Origin of the sequence: Saccharomonospora halophila 8 (genome assembly GCF_000383775.1) — a bacterium.
In the GTDB taxonomy this organism is placed as follows: domain Bacteria; phylum Actinomycetota; class Actinomycetes; order Mycobacteriales; family Pseudonocardiaceae; genus Saccharomonospora; species Saccharomonospora halophila.
On the sequence record NZ_KB912521.1, the window covers coordinates 1 to 2,481 of the forward strand.

The window sequence follows — 2,481 nt, forward strand, 5'->3', positions numbered from 1 at the left end:
GGCGGCTCCGCGACGCCGGGTCCGGCGGGGCGCGCCACGCACGGAGGTTCACCCTAACGGGCGGCGGCGGAGTGCCGATCGCACCGACGGACCGACCGGGCGCCTCCCTGAAGGGCACGCCGTGCCGCGCGGGAGGACCCCGTGATGGGATCATGGGGGGCGTGCGAGCGGACGCCGAGGTTGAGCCGGGAACACTCCTGGTCGCTGCCCCCACCATGTTCGACCCGAATTTCCGCCGGACCGTGGTCTTCGTGATCGACCACCGGGACGAGGGGACGCTCGGGGTCGTGTTGAACCGGCCGAGCGAGGTCGAGGTGGACGAGGTGCTGCCCAACTGGGGCGAGCACGTCGTGGCGCCCCGGTCGGTGTTCGTCGGCGGTCCGGTGGAGAAGAAGACGGCCCTGTGCCTGGCCGCCCTGCGGACCGGGGAGACGGCGGCGAGCGTGCCGGGGGTGATCGCCGTACGCGGCCCGGTGGCACTGGTGGACCTGGACGCCGAGCCGGACGCGCTGGTGCAACGGGTCCGCGGGATGCGCGTGTTCGCCGGATACGCGGGCTGGGACTCGGGCCAGCTCGCCGAGGAGATCGACCGGGGTGACTGGTTGATCGTGCCCGCGTTGCCGGGTGACGTGCTGGCGACCCCGGACGGGGACCTCTGGAGTCAGGTCCTGCGCAGGCAGGGCCTGCCGACCGCGTTCCTGGCCACCCACCCGGGAGACCTTCAGCTCAACTGAGCCGCAGCAATGTGACAGCACTTGCATAAGCACTTGTACAAGTGCTGTCATATCGGAGTGATGTCGTCCGAACCTCCGGAACCGCTCCCGCCCGACGACCCGACGGAACTCGACTTCTGGGGCCCGCTGTCCCGGCTGCGGCAGGCGATGGAGGCGGAGATCGCCCGCCTCTACAGCGAACGCGGGGTGCGCGTGCAGCCCCGCTTCACGATGCCGCTGATCCGTCTCGCCCGCCGCGGTCCGATGACCATCCGGCAGCTCGCCGAGTCGTTGGAGGTGACCCACTCGGCGATGAGCCAGACCGTCGGCGCGCTGCGTACCGACGGGATGGTCACCACCCGCCCCGGCCGGGACGCCCGTACCCGCGAGGTCGTGCTCACCGACCGGGCGCGGGAGCTGGTGCCCTTCCTCGAAGCGGAGTGGCTGGCCACCGAACGCGCGGCGGAGGAGCTGGACGCCGAGATCCCCTACCCGCTCCGGCAGGTCGTCCGCGACATGGAGGCCGCGCTGGCGCGGCGTTCCTTCCGCGACCGGATCGTCCGGCACCTCGACGAGCCCGGTCCCGACGCCGCCGACCCCCCTGCCCCTCCCGGGACCTCGGGGCCCGGTTTCCCGTGAAACTCCTCGGTGGGGTGACCGACATCCGGCCGTTGCGCTCGTCGGCGGCGTTCCGGCGGCTGTGGGTGAGCAGCATCTGCGTGACGCTGGGCCACCAGCTCGCGGTGGTGGCGGTACTCGCGCAGGTGTGGGAGCTGACCGGGAGTTCCGTCGCCGTGGGGGCCATCGGACTGGCACAGGCGGTGCCAATGGTGGTGTTCGGCCTGGTCGGGGGCACGCTGGCGGACGCGGTCGACCGCAGGAAGCTCGTGGTGGTCACCACCTCCGGTCAGTTCCTGGCGGCCGTGCTGCTCGCCGCCCAGGCGTTCGCCGGAGTGGGGTCGCTGTGGGTGGTACTGGCGCTGGTGGGGGCGCAGGCCGGATTCCAGGGGCTCGGGGCGCCCGCGCGGAAGACGTTCGTGGTGGGGCTGCTGCCCGCCGACGAGGTCGCGGCCGGACTCGCGCTGACGAACCTGAGCTTCCAGGTGGCCATGCTGGCCGGCCCGGCGCTGGGGGGTGTGCTCACCGCGCACGGCGGCGCGGGACTCTGCTACGCCGTCGACGCGCTGACCCTGCTGGTCGGCGTCTACGGGATTGCGGGACTCCCGTCCCTGCGGCCCGACGGCGGAGGATCCCGGCCGGGCCTGCGGACCACCCGGGAGGGCGTGCGGTACGTGCTGCGCGGTCGCGTCGTGGGCGGTGCGGTGCTGACGGATCTGCTGTCCACGGTGCCCGCCATGCCGGTCGCCCTGTTCCCCGCCGTCAACGCGGACCGGTTCGGCGGTGCGCCGGAGACGTTGGGGCTGTTCCTGTCGGCGATCGCCGTCGGCGGGGTCGCGGCCGGGTCGGTGTCCGGGCTGTTCAGCCGGGTGCGGCGGGTCGGGCTCGCGCAACTGCTGGCGGCGGGGGTGTGGGGACTCGCGCTCGCCGGATTCGGCCTGGTCGGCTCGCTGTGGCTCACCCTGGGCTGTCTCTCGGTCGCCGGGGCGGCCGACACGGTCGCGGTCGTCACCCGGGGGGCGCTGGTGCAGCTGGCCGTCCCCGACTCGCACCGCGGCCGGGTGAGTTCGGTCGAGCACGTCGTGGGGGTCGCCGGGCCGGACCTCGGCAACTTCCGGGGCGGGCTCGTCGCGGAAGTTGCCGAGGTCCG

3 protein-coding genes are annotated in these 2,481 nt (G+C 73.4%); all 3 read left to right on the plus strand.

From position 1 onward, the window contains the following. Positions 1 to 152 precede the first annotated feature (152 nt). Positions 153 to 734, plus strand: a complete 582-nt coding sequence (locus SACHA_RS0107730) for a YqgE/AlgH family protein (RefSeq protein ID WP_028662978.1) — start codon at positions 153 to 155, stop codon at positions 732 to 734. A gap of 60 nt (positions 735 to 794) precedes the next feature. Then, positions 795 to 1,352: a MarR family winged helix-turn-helix transcriptional regulator gene (locus SACHA_RS20895; protein WP_019808538.1), complete on the plus strand. Its 558-nt coding sequence runs from the start codon at positions 795 to 797 to the stop codon at positions 1,350 to 1,352. Further along, positions 1,349 to 2,481 (plus strand): MFS transporter (locus SACHA_RS0107740; RefSeq protein WP_019808540.1); only part of this gene is annotated, 1,133 nt, incomplete at its 3' end. The genes SACHA_RS20895 and SACHA_RS0107740, both read left to right, overlap by 4 nt.